Raw genomic sequence first — 19,200 nt, forward strand, 5'->3', positions numbered from 1 at the left:
AATCCCTCAACTAATTATCGTTTTAGTTCTTATACTACCTCCTCCATCTCCTACTGGCACACTCTGTCCATTTTTACCACAGTATCCAACACTTAGCTTAAACTCTTTTGTAACACCATCTACGTTGTGAAGTATTTCCGTTATCTCTCCACTGAGACCAGCGTCCCTTAATGGTGTTGTAAGTTCCCCATTTTCAATTAAAAAAGCCTCAACTGCATTAAATTGGAAAAGCCCTTTACCTGTATCTACCTGTCCTCCACGGGAACCTCTCAGGAAGATACCATTTTTCGTATCTTCTATTAACTCCTGAAAATCCCAATCCCCCGGTTTTATATAGGTATTACTCATTCTAACTAAGGGCTTATTTAAACCTTCTGCCCTCCCATTCCCTGTAACCTCCATATCCAACCGTCCTGCAGTTTCTCTAGTATGGAGGTAACTCTTCAAGATACCCTCTTCTATTATAACAGTCTCTCTACCTTTAACACCTTCACTATCGTACTTGTAATATCCAAAGGCATTTTCTATAAGGGGATTGTCTATTACAGTCACGTAATCACTACCGACTCTCTCACCTATCTTGTCCTTAAATACACTGTCATTCTGTAGCACTAAATCGGCCTCTGAAGCATGGCCCACAGCCTCGTGGATAAAGACCCCTGCAAGTTCAGGATCTAGAACAGCTTTAAACTCTCCCTTTGGACAAGGTTTTGCCCTAAGTAACCTTATAGCCCTCTCCTTAGTATTCTTAGACAACTCTTCTATATTACCCTCCTTTACAACCTCGAAGCCATAACCTCCAATACGTTCTGAGGCGTACTGTATATTGGAATTATCCCTTGCAACTGCAGTTATTCCCATAAGTACTCTACTAACCTCGTTCCTTATTAGGGCTCCTTCACTACTTACAAATAGAGAGTTTCCCAGTATATCTGAGTAGAGTACCGAAGTACTTACTATCATCCCCTCCTTATCTAGCATGTTTTTATGGGCTTCTATAATATACCCCTTCTTCTCTTCCACATCTACATCCTTGGGATTTATCTTTCCTATAGATTTTACATGGTCTCTATAAATTTTCACATCCTTAAGTATTACAGTTTTCTTCGAGTTCTCGTTGGAGAGTTTAGCCATTCTGTAGGCTCTCTCTAGCAGTGTTTTAATCTCTTCAAAGTTTATTCTGTGGGAATTTCCATACCCCCATCCATTTTTGTATAGCACTCTAACAGCAACTCCAGTGGTTGTACCTGAAGATATCTCTTCTATACTCCCATCTTTCAGTATAATGTTGTTAGATCTAATGTTTATTATCCTTATATCCCAGTAGGCGTCCAGAGAAAGACTTTCAAGCTTTTCCAGATAGTACTCTAAATCCATATTATCACCAGGGTTATAAAAATACTAAATAAATAAAATAATAAATAATAATTAAAAATAATAATAAAATATATAATGGAGACATTGTGCTGCTAAGCATCATATAAGATTCTATTCATATATTGTTAGGGTTGACACAACCTTTAAATAGTGCTCAGAAACAATCCTGGGGAAAGAAAAAACAACTGAATTTTACCCTTTTTATATCTTCTTTTTAGGTATTTAATATTTTGTTGTCAGCTATAATAGAATTTATTTAATACTTATTACAATCTTACAATGATATTAACATATATCTACCTCAACATTCAAAAAGACTGGTCCCCTAACATCTATAACTTTACCTTTCCCTACAATATACCTAAATGCTATATCCTCCAACCTTAAATTAACATCTCCAAGGTTTCTAACTATAGGTACCCGTATCTTTAAATGATCTACATTAGATACAAGAGCCTCTTCTATCTTATAAGCAACTTTAAAGGAGATAGCATCTATATATCTTATTCCAGTGGGAATACCATACCTCCTAGTATCTTCTACAAGTTTTCTATATTCCTCCTTAATACCTTCATCCGACTCTGATATTCCTATGATATTACCATCGTATACGTATATTTCATTTAATACAGAAGGGCCTAACAACTTCTTGCCTTCTTCCTTCTCGTAAATGGTAATTCTTATATTTTTCTTCACATTGTAAAACTCTATTTCTCTCTCAAGTACTACTTCGCAGGGGGCAGGTTTATCCTTGTTCTTTATACAGATATCTATAAGATCTAGTCCTAAGTTGTAAAGTTCATCAGTTACTGGTATCTTGTCAATATGTATCATATAAGCAATATCTCTATCATCTAAAATAATATCGTAAAGTTGTGGATATACCATCCTCCTTACATCTTCATAGTTATACAGAATCATCGCCAGTCTCTCAACACCAAGACCTAAGTTCATAACAGGTACATCTATTCCATACTCACTTAGTGCAATGGGAGAGTATATACCAAATGTAGCAACCTCTAACCACTCCCCTAACTTTGGATGATATGCATAAACCTCAGTCTGGGTATCTGGAGCGTAGTATTTACTTTTCTTCTCATCAGGTTTAAATTTAAACCTACTGAATCCAAGTTGAGAGAGTAATCCCTCTGCAACAGCCATACCGTCATCTATGGAGACATCCTCTCCTACCACCACACAGGAGGCAGAGTGATACGTTATAAGATGGCTCCTATCTTCTCTCTGTTCCCTTCTAAAACACCTATCTATGGAGAACAGTTTAAAGGGAAGGGGTTTTTTGCCTATAAGATGAGATATTGTGATAAACCAGCCAGATGTCATGTGACTCCGTAGTGTTAGAGATAGAGGCTCAGGTGCTAACTTTTTGAACTCTGGAAATACCTCCTCCAGTACCTTCAATCCCATCTCACTGGACACCTCAAGAGCTCTACTTATCTCCAGCACTAAATCGTCTCCATCAATAACACCTTTCTTATACTTATGGAGAGTTTTTCTCAGGTTCTCCGCCTTATTTAAGGTCATCTCTATACCTAAACTCTCTATCTTCTCTATCTTGTCTCTCCCTAAACCTACATCCGGCCTGGGAAGACCTGCTAAGTAGAAACACCTATCCAATACAGCAAGGGCCTCTGGGCCAAACTGTTTATATATCTCTCTTTCATCTACTATTAAGGGATTTATATATTCCTCGAACCCCATCCTTAAATAACACTCCCTCAACTTCTGTATAGTATCCATCACTGGATGAGATTTTCCGTACTCCATTTTTATTCTTGGATATCTCCTATCTATATGTCTCTTAGGTAGCAACTCCTTTGTAGTTCTCCAAACCCCTTCAAAATCCTTCTTTGCCATTTCTAAGATTTCTTTCCTGTTGAACATCTTAATCATCCTTTTTTATAATTATCTTATTTTTTATTTTTTTAACTATCACTATAGGGATCCAAATTAAATTAAATCTAATTAAGTTTATATATCATATATAGTTTATATGTGGTATAACTCCTATCTAAAAAACTATTTGGAGGGATCTATATGGGAAGGGTTAAACAGTCGGAATTAAACATTGGAATGGTTGGACATGTTGATCACGGTAAAACTAGTTTAACTAAATTATTAACAGGAGTATGGACAGATACTCACAGTGAGGAGTTAAAGAGAGGTATTACTATAAGGTTAGGATATGCAGACTGTGAAATAAGAAAATGTCCAAAATGTCCTGAACCTGAAGCTTACACTGTAGAAAAGGTATGTCCAAGATGTGGTGCAAAAACTAAACTTTTAAGAAAGGTATCCTTTGTAGATGCTCCAGGGCATGAGACACTGATGGCTACGATGTTATCTGGTGCTTCTCTTATGGATGGTGCCATACTTGTTATTGCTGCAAATGAAGAGTGTCCCCAGCCCCAGACAAAGGAACACCTGATGGCATTGGATGTCTTAGGGATAAAGAATATAGTAATAGTGCAGAACAAGATAGATCTCGTTAACGAGGAAAAAGCTAGGGAAAATTATGAACAGATAAAGAAGTTCATAGAAGGCACTATTGCAGAGGATGCTCCTATTATACCTTTATCTGCTCACCATGGTGCAAATGTAGATGTACTTTTAAACGCTATCCAGGATCTTATTCCAACTCCTAAGAGGGATCCGAGCCTTCCAGCAAGGATGTACGTTGCAAGAAGTTTTGACGTAAATAAACCAGGTTGTGAGATAAAAGAATTAAAGGGAGGTGTTATTGGAGGGAGTATTATCCAGGGTGTGTTGGAGGTTGGAAAGGAAATAGAAATAAGGCCAGGATTGAAAGTTACCGAGGGGAATAAGACCTACTGGGAACCTATAATAACCAAGATTACATCCCTTAGGGCAGGCAATCTAAATGTGAAAAAGGCCTATCCAGGGGGACTGGTAGGTGTTGGTACAGAGTTAGATCCTGCCCTTACAAAGGCAGATGCTCTCAGTGGTAGTGTTGCAGGAGAGCCTGGAACCCTCCCTGAAACCCTCGATAGAATCACCATAGATGTCCATCTCCTGGAGAGAGTGGTAGGTACCAAGGAAGAGATAAAGATAGAACCTTTAAGGACAAACGAGGTACTTATGATAAATGTAGGTACTGCCACAACTGTTGGAGTTATTCTCTCTGCAAGGGATAATGTTGCAGATATAAAGTTGAAACTTCCGGTATGTGCAGAAAGAGGTGCAAGAGTAGCCCTAAGTAGGAGGATAAATGCGAGATGGAGATTGATAGGTTACGGAATAATACAGTAAAAGATAAAAAATAAAGATAAAATATAAATAATAATTATTGACAAAACCATTTTAAGGTGATGTTAATGGAAATATTTGAGAACATAAAGAATATAGGTAAAGTTATAAGATTAGAGAGGATATTTAACAAGGATTCGGAGAGGACTGTAATAATACCTATGGATCACGGAGTTACCATAGGACCTGTAAAAGGATTAGAGAATATGAAGGAGACGATAAATGCAGTAGCAGAAGGGGGAGCAAATGCTGTCTTAGTGCATAAGGGTATAGTGAGACATGGTCATAGGGGTTACGGGAAGGATATAGGTTTAATAATCCATCTCTCTGCAGGGACAAATCTATCTCCAGATCCAAATAAAAAGGTTTTAGTTACTTCCGTTGAAGAAGCTATAAGGATGGGAGCAGATGCTGTCTCTATACATGTGAACGTCGGGGCAGATTCAGATTACGAGATGTACAGAGATTTAGGTAGAATAGCTGAAATATGTGAGTACTGGGGCATGCCCCTAATAGCCATGATGTACCCAAGAGGTAGGAAGATAAAGGATGAAAAAGATCCTGAGGCTGTAGCTCATGCTGCGAGATTAGGTGCTGAATTAGGAGCAGATATAATAAAAACCAACTACACTGGAGATATCGACTCCTTCAAGGAGGTTGTAAAGGGATGTCCTGCACCGATTGTAATTGCAGGAGGTCCAAAAACTAAAAGTGATAGAGAGTTCCTACAGATGGTTAAGGATGCTATAGAGGCTGGAGCAGTTGGAGTGGCTACTGGAAGGAATGTATTCCAACACAGGGACATATCTGGAATCACAAGGGCAATATCCATGGTTGTCCATGAAGGTGCAGATGTTGAGGAGGCTCTGAAGTTTATTAAGGATCATTAAGCAATAATATATACAAAAGATGAGATGATTATGAAGGATAATCAATAAGTAAAATAATAATAAGGTTGGTATATAAAGGAGGTAAAAAAGTATTAAGAAAATAAGGATTATTAGAGATCCTGCTTTACTTCCTAGCACTCAATGTAATCTAGGATAAGAGTATATTTTATTTTATTTTTTATTTTATCTGTCTGTTTTTATTTTATTTATTTTTCAAACTGATTTTAATTATTTTCTTATTATTGTAATCATTATTTTTTATTGAAAACTCTTCATCACCGTGTGTTAGTATATAGTTTTGCCCATGACTATAATTATTATTTTTAGCTAGGACCTTGATAAGAAGTAGGATAAAATTAATATAAAGAGTTTTCATACTCTAAAATTAACAATCTAAGAAGGTGATACTATCAAGCCCTTTATAGTTATCAACTATAAAACCTACAGGGAGGGTGTAGGTAAAAGAGGGTTAGAGATAGCAAAGATAGCTGAAAAAATCTCGGAAGAGAGTGGAGTACCGATAGGAGTCTGTCCACAGTTTTTAGATCTAAGAATGATAAGGGAGAATGTAAATATACCTGTATATGCCCAACACTTCGATCCAGTATCCCCTGGAAGCAACACTGGAAGTATCTTAGTGGACACTCTCGTAGATTGTGGTTTAAATGGCAGTCTCCTAAATCACTCTGAAAAGAGGATGATCTTAGCAGACCTGGAGAAGACCATTCAACTTGCCAAGGAGCACAACTTGGAGACTATCGTCTGTACCAATAATATATATGTATCAAAGGCCGTGGCTGCCATGGAACCACATATGTTGGCTATAGAACCACCTGAGTTGATAGGTACAGGTATCCCAGTGTCCAAGGCTAATCCAGAGGTAGTGGAAGGTACTGTAAGGGAAGTAAGGAAGATAAACAGGAGTGTAAGGATCTTATGTGGTGCAGGCATATCCAAGGGGGAAGATGTTGCAGCTGCATTGGAGTTGGGAGCAGAAGGGGTGTTGTTAGCCTCAAGTGTTGTTAAGTCCAAAGATGTAGAAGGTGCTATAAGAGAACTTATAAAATGTATCTAAAAAATTATTATCCATCTGATATTTGTCGAGTAATAGCTAAACTTTTCCAGTAACCAATGTAGTAAGGACAGGATGTTTTTTTATTTCAAGAACTCTATTTTTTAGATTTTAATCATCAATCTAATTATTATTTTTATCATCACTTTTTAACTGACTATATCCTTCAATATCTCCAAGAACCTTCTATCTTCCTCAAAGGTTCCAATAGATACTCTTATATACTCTCCATCTAAACCTTCAAAGGATTTACAGTCCCTAACTATAACACCTCTTTTTAAAAGTTCCTCACAGAATTCCCCAGATGTCATATCGTTTCTAATCTCAACAAGCAAATAGTTAGCCTCGGAGGGATATACTTTCAACTCCTTAAACTTCTTTAATCCTCTGTAAAGTATCTCCCTACTCTCAATACCTTTCTCTCTCGAATAGAAAAAGAACTCCCTATCCCTCAATGCGGCGATAGTACAGATCTGGCTCAGCCTTGTTAAACTGAAGACAGGTTTAACTCTCATCATATAGTTTATTACCTCTTCATTAGCAACACCGTAACCTACCCTTGCACCAGCCAGTCCAAATATCTTTGAGAAGGTTCTGAGAATTAGAAGGTTTTCGTAGTCCAGCGCCCACTTCGTTACATTGTAGATATCCTTGGAGTATTCTATATAGGCGTGATCCACTACAACCAGTGCTTCTGTAGATTCCAGGATTTTTTTAATATCTTTTCTCTCTATAGGATTACCAGTAGGATTGTTTGGAGTGCAGAGAAATATTATCTTAGTTCTCTCTGTTATGTTGTCCAATATACTATCTACATCCAATTTAAAGTCCTTCTTCTTGTTATATCTTCCATACCTTATATTGGCTCCATGTATATGGGCTGAAACTCTGTACTGGGTAAATGTAGGTATGGGGATGATCACTTCATCTCCAACGTCTACGAAGGTCCTCATAAGCGTATCTATTATTTCATCTGCCCCGTCTCCCCCAACTATGATATTCTCCCTTGGGACGTCTAAAAAATTACCCAACTCCTCCATAAGCACAGGATTTACAGGTTCAGGATACTGATGGAGATTTCCAATCTCTCTTAGTAACTCCTCTTTTATCTTTTTTGAGCATCCCCAGGGATTTTCATTGGATCCCAACTTTATAATGTCTTCTGGATTTAAATTGTATTTTCTTATTATCTCTTCCTTAGATTTACCTGGTACATAGGGTTTAAGGGATTTGACTCTGTCTCTAACAAGTTTCTCTATCACAGGATCACCTTTAAGAGTGGTTTAGATTTTTACAATTTTATAAGCCAAACTATGATCAAAATAAGGATAAAAATAATTATAATGTAAAAGATAAAATATTAATAATATTAATAATTAATAAAATAATATTAATAATTTTAAATAAAACTTTGAAATAACAATAAAAAGTGCAAAAACTCGTAAAAAGAAAGATTAACTGAAATCCCACTCTGCTTTTTCTGTACTGGTATAGTCTATGGATAGATTAGCTTGTTAGAGATTCATATCTCCTTTAAATATTTAGAGATATCTTTTGTTTTATACTTTCTATTTTTTTAAATGATTTTTCTATTTATAACCAATTTTAATTTTAATAAGATCAGAATTTATTAATATTTATTAATATATCACTTATTATTATTTTATATATTATTTTATATTGAAATCGATCATTATTCAAGGTGAAACGCATGCATAAAATGATATCTTCTGCCGTATCTCCTGCATCTGGGACTATTATCAACGGAATTGCCACTGGTAAAGGATCTGCATTTGCTATTGACTTAAAGGTAAAAACTACAGTTGAATTCATAGATGATGGTAAAAAAGAGGTAAGAGGTATAGTAAAGGATAACCCAAATATAGACACAACACTTATAGAGTTATGTTTAAAGAACGTTTTAGAATACTTTGATTTAGATTACTCGGGAAAAGTAATTACAGAGACAGAGATACCTATAAGATCTGGATTAAGTAGTAGTAGTGCCACATCTAATGCTGTAGTAATGGCTGCCTTCGATGCCTTAGGGGAGAAGATAGATGATAAACTTATATTGGAGATCGCGATAAAATCATCCTTCGAGGCAGGGGTAACAGTTACAGGTGCCTACGATGACGCCACTGCATCTTACTACGGTGGTATTACTATCACAGATAATCTGGAGAGAAAGATAATAAAGAAGGATAGGTTTAAAGAAGATATAAAAGTATTGGTGCTTATACCTAAGTTGAATAAAAATATCGATGTAAAAAGAATGAAGTTAATAAAAGATTACGTGGAGGTGGCATTTAGAGAGTGTTTGCAGGGAAATTATTACAGGGCGTTATTTTTAAATGGGCTCCTCTATGCTTCTGCCTTAGGTTTCCCAACTAACATACCTATTGAGGCTATTGAAAAAGGTGCTTTAACTGCAGGTCTCTCTGGAACTGGACCTTCCTATACAATTCTCTGTTATTGGGAAGATGTGGATAAGATCAAAGATGCACTTGAGAGATACGGAAGGGTAATTATCACTGAGTTGAACAACAATGGTGTTGAGATAGTATAATGAGGTGAAAGAATGGATATTGGATTGAACCTATCTAAGTCCAAGGAATTATTTGAAGAAGCTAAAAAATACCTTGTAAAGGGTGTAAATAGTCCAGTTAGATATTTTAGACCTCATCCATTCTTCGTAGATTATGCAAAAGACTGCTACCTCTTTGATGTAGATGGAAACAGGTATATAGACTACTGTCTCGCCTACGGTCCTATGGTACTTGGCCATGGAAATTCCTACGTAATAAAGAAGGTAATGGAGCAGTTGGAGAGAGGAACACTCTACGGATGTCCCACTGAAAAAGAGATTATACTTGCAAAGGAAATTGTAAAGAGGGTACCATCTGCAGAGATTGTAAGATTTGTAAACTCCGGAACTGAAGCTACTATGAGTGCTATCAGATTGGCAAGAGGTATTACTGGGAGGAAGAAGATCGTTAAGTTTGATGGAGCTTACCATGGAGCTCATGACTACGTACTTGTAAAAAGTGGTAGTGGGGCTCTAACTCATGGGGTGCCTAACTCCCCAGGTATTCCAGAAGAGACGACGAGGAATACTATCCTTGTTCCCTTGAATGACGAGGACGCTCTTAGAAAGGTAATAAAGGAGAATAAGGATGAGATCAGTTGCGTCATTATGGAGCCAGTTATGGGCAATATAGGATGTATTCCTCCAAAAGATGGATACTTGGAGTTTGTAAGGGAGATTACGGAGGAGTGGGACATACTACTTATATTTGACGAAGTTATCACAGGGTTCAGGTTGGCACCTGGAGGAGCACAGGAGTACTACGGGGTTATCCCAGATCTAACTACCTTAGGTAAGATACTTGGAGGTGGATTTCCAATAGGTGCCTTAGTAGGTAGAGAGGATCTGATGGAACATCTCTCACCTTCTGGGCCAGTGTATCAGGCAGGTACCTTTAACGGTAATCCTATCTCCATAACCGCAGGTATTGCAACGTTGGAACAACTTGACGAAGACTTCTACAGGAAGACTTTTAGATCTGCAGAGAAGATATATAAGTTTATAGGAGAATGTGCAGAAAAGAGAAATATACCTCACTGTGTTAATGGAGTAGGATCTATGTTCCAGATATACTTTACAGATGGACAGGTTTTAGACTATGAGAGTGCCAAGAGGAGTAATATTGAGATGTTCAACAGATATTTCTACGGGCTTTTGAAGAGGGGAGTGTTCATTCCACCGTCCCAGTTTGAATGTTGTTTTACTTCTGTGAAGCATGAGGGGGAGGTAATAGAGGAGACTTTAAGAGCTATAGAGGAGGTATTTAAAAAGTTTCAATAAATAATAATTATTAAAAATTAAAAAATAAAAATTAAAAAATTAACCATAATTAATGAATAATGACAAATGCATTTTCGGTACACATCAATTTCAGTTCCTTAGGCTTATCGGAGAGATACCACCGATCTTGCACTCCTTCAGGTAATCTACCACCCCCAGGATTGGAGGTATATTTTCCCAAACCTTCATAGAAGGAGAAAATTTCACATTTTAGTTTTACAATTAAACTTACCTCTTTATACTTTATTATCTTCCTCTGTCTGGATAGGTTCTTACATTAATAACTTTAAGTTAAATTATTAATATTATAAAATATTATGAAAATATAATTATTCATCATACTCATCAAACCGTTAGTTACGTAAGGCAGAAAAAAATTTTTTTACTCTCTTTTTATTAGTGATAGTATGGAGGAGATATACAGATTGGATGACTGGAAGGCCTTAAAGGTAAGACATACTGTGGAGATAGGAGATGAATCCGAAAAGACGACAACACTACTGATAGAGTTTGAAAGAAGTAGAAAGGTATTATCTACGTGGGAGGGGTTTAAAGTTGTAAAATACGTTGGTAACACTTCTATACCAGTTCCATTCTGGGATAAAGTTCATAACTACGAGGAATACAGGGAGACTGTCTTAAGGAAGATAGGAGTTAGGGAAGAGGATATAGCCCTTCTATCCACCGGTGCAGATATGAATAATATTGCCATAGCAAAGGAGGAGTTTGACGAGTTTTACGTAGTGGCCTTTACAACTGCTGGGGCGAAGTACAACGCTGTGAGGTTAGGGGATGAGGAGAGCTACTATATAGAGAAAGACTTTAAAATCTATAGAATAGTAGATGGGAAGATCTCTAAAGATAAAAATGTAGGTACTGTAAATATCATACTTATAACAAATGCTAACTTGACGGATGGAGCCATGGCGAGGAGTATAATAACAATCACAGAGGCTAAGACAAATGTATTCCAGGAGTTAGATATAAGGAGTACGAAACACCCGGAATTACAGGCGACAGGTACTGGTACTGATAATGTAATAGTAGTTAAAGGGTATGGAAGAAAGGTCCGATATACAGGGGGACATACTAAGTTAGGGGAAATGATAGCTAAGGTTGTTAAAAGGAGTGTAAGAGAGTCCTTGATAAAACAGGATAATTTAAATATATAAAAAGATAAAGTATTAATTAATAATCCGTTGAGGTGGATGTATGGAAAATATGTGGCCTGTAATCGGAAAAACTGCAGGTAGGATATACGAATTGTTGTCTAAAGAGGGTGAGAAGAATATAACAAAAATAAAAGAGATTCTTAGAAAGGAGGGATACAACGATTCCATAGTTGTTATGGCAATAGGCTGGCTTGCCAGAGAAGATAACATAGAGGTACTAAGAGACAATAAAAAATGGATTATAAGGTTGAAGAGATAAAAATTTAATTAATATTTTAATTAATATTCCAATTTTTTATTATTTTATTTTCTTATTTTAATTATTATTTAACAATTATAGTTAAATATAATTTTATAATAATATAGTAAATTTGGGGTTAGTATGGTAGGTATAGTTGGAAATGGAAAGTTATTAGCCAAACTGGATGATTCAGGAACCATAGAATATCTTTTCTACCCCCAGTTAGGTTTTGAGAAACATATATTTGACTCTGCCTTTGCACTACATTACGACAGTAAAACAAGATGGCACTGGGATTACTCGTGGAACATAACCCAGAAGTATCTGAAGGATACTAACGTTTTAAAAACTATCTACGAGAACGACACCTTTCTGATAACTTCTATTGACTATATCACAGTGTCTCACGATATCTTAGTTAAAAAGTTATCTATAATCAATAAAAGTGAAGAAAAAAAACATATAAAATTGTTTTTCTACGAGAATTTAAGGATGGGAGAACATCCAGGGGAGAATAATGTTAAGTTCATGAAGGATAATAACTGTATCGTAAAGTATGATAACAAATACATCTGTTCCATAGGTAGTAATAGAAAAGTGTCTTCCTACCAGTGTGGAGTTAGATACTCAGATAGTAGTGCCTACAAGGATATAGAGAATGGAATACTCAAAGAACAGGAGGAAGCTAGGGGGACTATTACAGACAGTGCCCTATGTTGGGATATTGTAGTGAATCCTATGAACATCTCCCAGAAGATAACCATTCCTATATATATAGTTATGAGGGAACATGGGGGACGGTATGACCGTGGGTTTATCGAAGTAATAAACACATTAAATATTGCCATGAAGAACAGAAAAGATCTCTACAACATGACTCTTACTTATTGGAGAGATATCTTAGAGAACAGACAGAATAATTTGAATATAACTTTTTTAAAAGATCATGAAGAACATAAGAGATTAAAATACGCGGATGTATGTAAAAGATCTATATTAACTATAATGATGCTCTGCAGTCCAATGGGAGGTATAATTGCTTCTCCTTCCCTCTATCCCGACTACAGGTATGTATGGAACAGAGATGGAAGTTATATGGTGGTTGCCCTAGATATATGTGGTATTACCCATGTGGGAGAGAAATTCTTCCACTGGTGTAAGAGGACTCAGAACAAGGATGGATCGTGGACTCAGAATTACTACATAGATGGAAATCCAAGATTTACAGGGATGCAGAACGATCAGATTGGCACCACTTTATGGGCGATACTTATACACTACAGAGTTACAAATGATAGGGTATTTTTAAAGAAATATTGGGATATGGTAAGGAAAGGAGCAAACTATTTAGCCGACACTGTTAAAACTCTATCTCCCTGTTACGACCTATGGGAAGAGAAATACGGAGTATTTGCATACACTCTAGGAGCAACCTACGGAGGTTTAAAATCTGCATGTAAAATTTTCAAAGTGCTAGAAAGGGAGAACTTCAAGATAGACAGTAGTTGTAAGAGAGATTATTCAAAGTGGCTTTCAACTATAGAGAATTTAAGGAGTATTATCAACGGATTCTACTTAGAAGAAGAGTGTAGATTTGCAAAATCTATAAATCCCCTGGATAAAACTATTGATACAAGTATATTGGGACTGAGTTTTCCATACAACCTTATACCTGCAGATGATCCAAGGATGATATCTACAGCTCTACAGGTTGAAAGTGCCTATAGTTACTTAGTAGGAGGTATAGGGAGATATCCAGGAGATGTTTATTTTGGGGGCAATCCCTGGATAATAACAACACTCTGGCTAGCGATGTACTACAAGAAATTAGTGGATTTATTATCTAAAGGGATGAATACTCCATCTTTAAACTTCGATGGAGACAGTGTCTGTTATGAAGATGGTGAAGACAGTGTCGAGGATAAAAAAGAGATTAAAGAAATTATAAAATCTTTAAAGGAAGGAAATATACCTAAGGATAGAATTGTATCCCACTGTTATAAGAAATACCATCAACTGATCAATTGGGTATTAAATCACTGTTACAACGAACTATTCCCTGAACAGATCCACAAGGACAGTGGGGCGCCCTTCTCTGCAATTCCCTTAGGATGGTCTCATGCCTTTGCAATAATGGCTGTGCATTTGGATAACTACGATATACTGATGCCCTAAAAATATATTATTTAATATTAATAAATTTAATAAATTTATAGTGATGGTTATGCTGATCTCTTTTAACTTCCAAGTCCACCAGCCTCATAGGTTCAAAAAGACAGTTGATAATAAAAAGAAAGATTTGTGGGAAAGATATATCGATGTAAATCTCAATAGGGAGATATTCAACAGAGTGGCCAATAAATGTTATATTCCTACTAACAACCTCATCTTGGAGTTGATAGACGAATACAACATAAAGGTGGCCTACAGTATTACAGGTGTATTTTTGGAACAGGCTATGGAATTCAACGAGGAAGTGCTGGATCTATTCAAAGATCTGGTAGATACTGGTAACGTAGAGATCATAGGGGAAACTTACCACCACTCTCTTTCCAGTCTCTTTGAGGACCATGAAGATTTTAGAGAGGATATTGAGAAACATAGGGAGATAATTAAGGATATATTCAAATATAAGGTAGAAATCTTCAGAAACACAGAGTTGATATACAACAACAGAATAGCAGAGACTGTTAAAGATATGGGATTCAAAGGTATATTTGCCGAAGGTGTAGATAGGATATTAGAGTGGAGATCTCCAAACTACCTCTATGAAGCACCTTGTGGTATAAAGGTTCTCCTTAGGAACTACATGTTAAGTGACGATATAGGTTTCAGATTTTCTTCTCCAAACTGGGAAGAGTATCCTCTTACTGCAGATAAGTACGCCTCATGGCTAGCTAACTCTAAGGGAGATTGTATAGTTATATATATCGATTATGAGACTTTTGGAGAACATCATTGGAAGGAGACTGGTATATTTGAATTTTTAAGACACCTTCCAGAAGAAATTGAGAAGTATCCACACCTTGAATTCAGTACACCTTCTGAGATCGTTGAGAAGTGTAAAGCTAAGGGAGAATTCACTGTCTTAGAATGTTCTACTATATCTTGGGCTGACTCTGAGAGGGATACAAGTGCATGGTTGGGAAACAAAATGCAAAGAATATCGTTTGAGAGGTTGAAAGATATAAGAAGATACGTTGGAAAGTATCTTAGGTTGAAATATGAAATATCCAAGGATATGGAAGGTAAGAAAAAAGTTGATATGGACAAGATGATGGAATACAAGATATACAAGAACCTTCAGACAAGTGATAATTTCTATTATCAATGTACAAAGGGATTAAGTGATATGGATGTCCATTCCTACTTTAGCCACTTTGAAACTCCCTACGACGCCTATGCCACTTATATGGATGTGATATATGACTTTAAAAGTTATTTATTGATAAATTACATTGCAGGTAAATGTTCAAAGAGAATTATTAAGTTAAAGGAAGAGATAAATAAATTGAAAAATATTGTTGCAAGTTCAGACAATAAAAAGAAGGAAGAAGAGTTAATCAGTAAGATAAAACACTTAGAGAGAGAACTCCTTAAGAAAAATAAAGAGATTGAATATCTGTTAGAGGAAAATAACAAGTTAATTAAAGAGATATTATTTTTAAAATCTAAGGAAAATATTAGAGATAAAGATAAAAAGAAAGATATTGAAGATCTCAGAGATTTTATAATAGGTTCCTAAAAAATTCCGAGGTGAGGGGATGAGTATCAAAAAATCTATAGTATATTTTGAGAGAGCAGGGGCACAAAATACGGAAGAAACCTTAAAATTAGCAGTTGAAAGGGCCCAGGAGTTAAATATTAAAGATATAGTGGTAGCATCTTCCTACGGAGATACTGCAAAGAAACTCTTAGATATACTGGAAGAGAGGAGTCTCCCTCTAAACGTAGTTGTAGTTACTTACCATCAGGGGTTCCACGAGAAGGATGTAATAACTATGAGTAAAGAGACTATGGAAGAGTTAAAAAAGAGAGGGGCCAAGATATTCATGGGTCCTCATGCCCTAAGTGGTGTTGAGAGAGCTATCTCTAACAAATTTGGTGGAGCCTATCCAGTGGAGATAATTGCCCATACATTGAGAACCTTTGGACATGGGTTGAAGGTGTGTTATGAGATTACTCTAATGGCTGCAGATGGGGGACTTATTAAAACTAAGAACGACGTAATTGCGATTGGTGGGAGAAGTAGAGGGGCAGATACTGCAGTTGTGATAAAGCCTGCAAATCTAAGGAACTTCTTCGATATAGAGTTAAGGGAGATCATCTGTATGCCGAGGGATAAGAGAAGGATGGACGAATAAGTAGGGTTAAGATGGACATAGAGATCCTTAAACATATCTTTTTAGAATTAGTTGAAAAATACGGATTGCTAGGTATCTTTATTATCGGTTTCTCTGAACCTATATTCCAACCTTTTCCAACGGAAATATTTATGATATTTGCTATATCTATGGGTTTAGATTGGAGGTATGTCTTCCTTTCTGCTCTCTCAGGCTCCTTACTGGGGTCTACTGTCACCTACTATTTATCCTCAAGGTACGGAGAGAAGCTGGCACTGAGATTTTTCAGGGAGGAAGAGTATAGGAAGGGGGAGAAGTTCTTTGAGAAGTATGGAGTGTTGGGCTTTATCGTTATAAGTTTCACACCTATACCTTTTGAAATAATGTGTTGGATATGTGGGGCCTTCGAGATGCCCTTTAATAGGTATATTCTTGCCATTCTATTAAGCAGGTTAATAAAGCACGGAGTATTTGTATTACCCTTTGTATTCTGGGGGTCGGATGTTTGGAAGTTGTTAAAAGATATTATAAGTTAAAGGAGGTTATAATTATGTGTTTGGCAATACCATGTAAGGTTGTAGAAATATTTGAAGAAAATGGAGAGAGATATGCTATTGCAGAGTATAAGGGAGTGAGACAGAAAGCCAAATTAACACTCCTCGAGGATGTAAAGGTTGGAGATTACATTCTGATACATACAGGGTATGCCTTAGAGGTGTTAAGTGAAGAGGATGCAAAGTTAAGTTTAGAAGCATGGGAGGAGTTATTTGAAGCTATAAGTGAGTTGGAGAAAAAAGAGAAGAAAAAATAATAATTTATTGAACGAAATTTTTTTAAATTAACAACAACCATGGAGGATCTTGATAAAAATAATAAAAAAATCAGTATAAATAAAAATAATAATAAAAACAAATAAAAAATTAATGTAAAAAAATAAAATCTTTCTAAACATCCCTTAGATAAGGAATATAATTAAATGGTTTTATTTTTTATTGATTAAAAGGATCGTTAATTCTACTTTTTAGACCTTTTCTCTTTTTATTTTATTTTTTTGATTATAAGTTTGAAAAGTTTAAAATTTATATTTAAAATTAAAAAATTATAATAAAAACTTATAGATGAAGGTTTAATAGAGACATACTCCGCTTCTATAATGCCCAAAAATAGTCTCAGGGATACGGCGAGGGATTATTCTCATCTTTATACTATTTATAATTATTGTTTTTGTTATTGTGATCTTCAATAGTTGTACAGTACAGTTTTTAAATGGTGAAAATTATGAAGACCCAAAAAATAGATAGAAACAACTATAGGGATTTTATAAGATGCATAATTAAGAATTTATTAGAGAAAAAAGAAATATTGAAAAATCTACCTCCTAAGAAAAAGAAACAGAAAATAGAAGATATCAAAAGAGAGTGTATAAGGGAGTTCCAACTGGATATAGGTTTTCCACCAAATTCAGAGATTATTAGGTATGCAACGGAAGAAGAAAAAAGGGAGTTAATACCTATTCTGAGGAAGAAACCTGTTAGAACAATCTCGGGTGTAGCAGTTGTAGCTGTTATGACGTCTCCAGAGAAATGTCCTCATGGAAAGTGTATCTTCTGTCCAGGAGGTATAAACAGTGTATTTGGAGACGTGCCTCAGAGTTATACAGGGAGGGAGCCTGCTACAATGAGGGGCCTCATGTACAATTTCGATCCCTACGTCCAAACTAAGGAGAGAATAAGACAACTGGAGAAGATAGGACATCCTACAGATAAGATCGAGCTTATTATTATGGGAGGGACGTTTCCTGCAAGAGATATGGAGTACCAGGATAACTTTATAAAGGGATGCTTAGATGCTCTCAACGAGAGGTTCTCTAATACTCTGGAAGAAGCACAAAAAATAAATGAAACTGCTAAACATAGATGTGTAGCTCTTACAGTGGAGACTAGGCCTGACTACTGTGGTGAAAAGGAGATAAATCAAATGCTCAAGTTAGGCACCACCAGGGTGGAGTTGGGAGTTCAGACCATATACAACCGTATCTTGGAATACGTTGAAAGGGGCCATACAGTTGAGGATACCATAAGGGCAACACAACTTTTGAAGGATAGTGGTTTAAAGGTCTCCTATCATATTATGCCAGGTCTTCCAGGTTCCACAGTAGAGATGGATAAGAAGGTATTTAAGGAGATATTCAGTAACCCAGATTTTAGGCCTGATCTTGTAAAGATTTATCCATGTCTCGTATTAGAAGGAACTAAGCTCTATAAACTGTGGAAAGAGGGGAAATTTAAACCTATAGGGGAAAAGGAGGCTGTAGATATCATAGTATATGCAAAGTCCATAATGCCAAAATGGGTTAGGACGTCGAGGATACAGAGGGATATTCCAGCAACTGTTATTGTAGATGGTGTTAAGAAAAGTAACTTAGGAGAGTTAGTGTATAAGACTTTAGAAAAATCAGGCATAAGGTGTAGATGCATAAGGTGTAGGGAGGTTGGACATGTAATATACAAGAAGGGTATATACCCAGATCCCGAGAATATAAAACTCTGTAGAGAGGATTACAGTGCAAGTGGAGGTCATGAGATATTCTTATCCTACGAGGATGTCGAGAAAGATATTCTTATAGGATATCTAAGGTTAAGGATACCATATAAACCCTTTAGGCCAGAGATAGACGATAAAACTGCATTAGTTAGACAGTTGCACGTATGTGGTCAGGAACAGGCACTATTTGGAGAAGGTTACAGAGAGGAAGAGATACTGTGGCAACATAGGGGCTATGGTAGATCCCTACTTAGAGAAGCAGAGAGAATAGCAAGGGAGGAGTATCACATGAAGAAGATACTTGTTACAAGTGGTATAGGTGCAAGGGGGTATTACAGGAAGTTAGGATACAGAAGGATTGGTCCGTACATGGGGAAGGAGTTAAGATAGGAAAACTAAAATGGATAA

General features: G+C 36.2%; 16 protein-coding genes. 13 read left to right on the top strand and 3 right to left on the bottom strand.

Annotated elements, in window-relative coordinates; genetic code table 11:
- Window positions 1-6 precede the first annotated feature (6 nt).
- The gene (locus tag MHHB_RS05455) at window positions 7-1,377 is read right to left on the bottom strand and encodes a TldD/PmbA family protein (protein ID WP_131007654.1); all 1,371 of its coding nucleotides are present in this window, start codon (window positions 1,375-1,377) and stop codon (window positions 7-9) included.
- A 285-nt stretch (window positions 1,378-1,662) separates the two neighbouring features.
- The gene (gene sepS / locus MHHB_RS05460) at window positions 1,663-3,279 is read right to left on the bottom strand and encodes an O-phosphoserine--tRNA ligase (protein WP_131007655.1); all 1,617 of its coding nucleotides are present in this window, start codon (window positions 3,277-3,279) and stop codon (window positions 1,663-1,665) included.
- A gap of 153 nt (window positions 3,280-3,432) precedes the next feature.
- Between sepS and MHHB_RS05465 the strand changes: the two genes are divergently transcribed.
- The 3 genes from MHHB_RS05465 to tpiA all read left to right on the top strand — a co-directional run bounded on the left by MHHB_RS05465 (window position 3,433) and on the right by tpiA (window position 6,627).
- Entirely contained in the window at window positions 3,433-4,665 is a 1,233-nt protein-coding gene (locus MHHB_RS05465) for a translation initiation factor IF-2 subunit gamma (protein WP_131007656.1), read from the top strand.
- A 65-nt stretch (window positions 4,666-4,730) separates the two neighbouring features.
- The gene (locus tag MHHB_RS05470) at window positions 4,731-5,552 is read left to right on the top strand and encodes a 2-amino-3,7-dideoxy-D-threo-hept-6-ulosonate synthase (RefSeq protein ID WP_131007657.1); all 822 of its coding nucleotides are present in this window, start codon (window positions 4,731-4,733) and stop codon (window positions 5,550-5,552) included.
- Between the two features lie 409 nt (window positions 5,553-5,961).
- On the top strand, window positions 5,962-6,627 hold the full coding sequence (tpiA, locus tag MHHB_RS05475) for a triose-phosphate isomerase (protein ID WP_131007658.1): 666 nt from the start codon (window positions 5,962-5,964) through the stop codon (window positions 6,625-6,627).
- Between the two features lie 146 nt (window positions 6,628-6,773).
- Here the strand turns inward: tpiA and hisC are convergent, their stop codons facing one another.
- Window positions 6,774-7,886 (bottom strand): histidinol-phosphate transaminase, encoded by a 1,113-nt coding sequence (hisC, locus tag MHHB_RS05480; RefSeq protein WP_131007659.1) that lies wholly within the window; start codon window positions 7,884-7,886, stop codon window positions 6,774-6,776.
- A gap of 458 nt (window positions 7,887-8,344) precedes the next feature.
- Here hisC and MHHB_RS05485 point away from each other — a divergent pair, with 458 nt between their 5' ends.
- The 10 genes from MHHB_RS05485 (at window position 8,345) to MHHB_RS05530 (ending at window position 19,182) form a co-directional block, all read left to right on the top strand.
- The gene (locus MHHB_RS05485; RefSeq protein WP_131007765.1) at window positions 8,345-9,193 is read left to right on the top strand and encodes a shikimate kinase; all 849 of its coding nucleotides are present in this window, start codon (window positions 8,345-8,347) and stop codon (window positions 9,191-9,193) included.
- 12 nt (window positions 9,194-9,205) lie between these two features.
- Window positions 9,206-10,492: a glutamate-1-semialdehyde 2,1-aminomutase gene (hemL, locus tag MHHB_RS05490; protein ID WP_131007660.1), complete on the top strand. Its 1,287-nt coding sequence runs from the start codon at window positions 9,206-9,208 to the stop codon at window positions 10,490-10,492.
- Window positions 10,493-10,899: 407 nt separating this feature from the next.
- Window positions 10,900-11,664 (top strand): adenosylcobinamide amidohydrolase, encoded by a 765-nt coding sequence (locus tag MHHB_RS05495; RefSeq protein WP_131007661.1) that lies wholly within the window; start codon window positions 10,900-10,902, stop codon window positions 11,662-11,664.
- A gap of 40 nt (window positions 11,665-11,704) precedes the next feature.
- On the top strand, window positions 11,705-11,923 hold the full coding sequence (locus MHHB_RS05500; RefSeq protein WP_131007662.1) for a winged helix-turn-helix domain-containing protein: 219 nt from the start codon (window positions 11,705-11,707) through the stop codon (window positions 11,921-11,923).
- 123 nt (window positions 11,924-12,046) lie between these two features.
- Window positions 12,047-14,080: a glycoside hydrolase family 15 protein gene (locus tag MHHB_RS05505; protein ID WP_131007663.1), complete on the top strand. Its 2,034-nt coding sequence runs from the start codon at window positions 12,047-12,049 to the stop codon at window positions 14,078-14,080.
- Window positions 14,081-14,129: 49 nt separating this feature from the next.
- Window positions 14,130-15,650 (top strand): polysaccharide deacetylase family protein, encoded by a 1,521-nt coding sequence (locus tag MHHB_RS05510; RefSeq protein WP_131007664.1) that lies wholly within the window; start codon window positions 14,130-14,132, stop codon window positions 15,648-15,650.
- A gap of 19 nt (window positions 15,651-15,669) precedes the next feature.
- Entirely contained in the window at window positions 15,670-16,269 is a 600-nt protein-coding gene (locus MHHB_RS05515; RefSeq protein ID WP_192893829.1) for a pyruvate kinase alpha/beta domain-containing protein, read from the top strand.
- Between the two features lie 11 nt (window positions 16,270-16,280).
- Entirely contained in the window at window positions 16,281-16,784 is a 504-nt protein-coding gene (locus MHHB_RS05520) for a YqaA family protein (RefSeq protein WP_131007665.1), read from the top strand.
- A 14-nt stretch (window positions 16,785-16,798) separates the two neighbouring features.
- Window positions 16,799-17,059 carry a HypC/HybG/HupF family hydrogenase formation chaperone gene (locus MHHB_RS05525; protein ID WP_131007767.1) on the top strand — a complete coding sequence of 87 codons (261 nt, stop codon included), beginning with the start codon at window positions 16,799-16,801 and terminating at the stop codon, window positions 17,057-17,059.
- Window positions 17,060-17,526: 467 nt separating this feature from the next.
- Complete coding sequence (locus MHHB_RS05530) at window positions 17,527-19,182, top strand: tRNA uridine(34) 5-carboxymethylaminomethyl modification radical SAM/GNAT enzyme Elp3 (RefSeq protein ID WP_131007666.1); 1,656 nt, start codon at window positions 17,527-17,529, stop codon at window positions 19,180-19,182.
- Window positions 19,183-19,200: the final 18 nt, after the last annotated feature.

The organism is Methanofervidicoccus abyssi (assembly GCF_004310395.1).
GTDB lineage: Archaea > AGJL01 > Methanococci > Methanococcales > Methanococcaceae > Methanofervidicoccus > Methanofervidicoccus abyssi.

What these genes read in the sequence shown, in the direction of transcription:
- MHHB_RS05455 (WP_131007654.1), bottom strand. Translation starts at nt 1,377, where the DNA reads ATGGATTTAGAGTACTATCTGGAAAAGCTTGAAAGTCTTTCTCTGGAC.
- sepS (WP_131007655.1), bottom strand. Translation starts at nt 3,279, where the DNA reads ATGTTCAACAGGAAAGAAATCTTAGAAATGGCAAAGAAGGATTTTGAA.
- MHHB_RS05465 (WP_131007656.1), top strand. Translation starts at nt 3,433, where the DNA reads ATGGGAAGGGTTAAACAGTCGGAATTAAACATTGGAATGGTTGGACAT.
- MHHB_RS05470 (WP_131007657.1), top strand. Translation starts at nt 4,731, where the DNA reads ATGGAAATATTTGAGAACATAAAGAATATAGGTAAAGTTATAAGATTA.
- MHHB_RS05485 (WP_131007765.1), top strand. Translation starts at nt 8,345, where the DNA reads ATGATATCTTCTGCCGTATCTCCTGCATCTGGGACTATTATCAACGGA.
- hemL (WP_131007660.1), top strand. Translation starts at nt 9,206, where the DNA reads ATGGATATTGGATTGAACCTATCTAAGTCCAAGGAATTATTTGAAGAA.
- MHHB_RS05495 (WP_131007661.1), top strand. Translation starts at nt 10,900, where the DNA reads ATGGAGGAGATATACAGATTGGATGACTGGAAGGCCTTAAAGGTAAGA.
- MHHB_RS05500 (WP_131007662.1), top strand. Translation starts at nt 11,705, where the DNA reads ATGGAAAATATGTGGCCTGTAATCGGAAAAACTGCAGGTAGGATATAC.
- MHHB_RS05505 (WP_131007663.1), top strand. Translation starts at nt 12,047, where the DNA reads ATGGTAGGTATAGTTGGAAATGGAAAGTTATTAGCCAAACTGGATGAT.
- MHHB_RS05510 (WP_131007664.1), top strand. Translation starts at nt 14,130, where the DNA reads ATGCTGATCTCTTTTAACTTCCAAGTCCACCAGCCTCATAGGTTCAAA.
- MHHB_RS05515 (WP_192893829.1), top strand. Translation starts at nt 15,670, where the DNA reads ATGAGTATCAAAAAATCTATAGTATATTTTGAGAGAGCAGGGGCACAA.
- MHHB_RS05520 (WP_131007665.1), top strand. Translation starts at nt 16,281, where the DNA reads ATGGACATAGAGATCCTTAAACATATCTTTTTAGAATTAGTTGAAAAA.
- MHHB_RS05525 (WP_131007767.1), top strand. Translation starts at nt 16,799, where the DNA reads ATGTGTTTGGCAATACCATGTAAGGTTGTAGAAATATTTGAAGAAAAT.
- MHHB_RS05530 (WP_131007666.1), top strand. Translation starts at nt 17,527, where the DNA reads ATGAAGACCCAAAAAATAGATAGAAACAACTATAGGGATTTTATAAGA.